At 62.7% G+C, this 260-nt stretch carries 1 protein-coding gene; it reads right to left on the bottom strand.

The window, feature by feature from the left end:
• Positions 1–260: beta-ketoacyl synthase N-terminal-like domain-containing protein (locus JK363_RS41845; RefSeq protein ID WP_268981179.1), on the bottom strand; the 260-nt coding region annotated here is incomplete at both ends.

Below are 260 nucleotides of genomic sequence, written 5' to 3'. Positions count from 1 at the left end.
CGGGAGAACTCCACAAACGTCGTCGGCGTCGACATCACCGTCACACCACCCGCCAACGCCAACCCACACTCCCCACCCCGCAACGCCTGCACCGCCAAATGCAACGCCACCAACGACGACGAACACGCCGTATCCACCGTGACCGTCGGCCCCTCCAACCCCAACACATACGACACCCGACCCGACGCCACACTCGGAGCACTGCCATTACCCCGAAACGCCTCAAACTCATCACCCGTCAACAGCGAGCGATAGTCGTT

It is taken from the genome of Streptomyces coffeae, assembly GCF_016741875.1.
In the GTDB taxonomy this organism is placed as follows: Bacteria; Actinomycetota; Actinomycetes; order Streptomycetales; family Streptomycetaceae; genus Streptomyces; species Streptomyces coffeae.
Note: the sequence above shows the minus strand (reverse complement) of the source record. Positions and strands in the feature narration are given on the sequence as shown.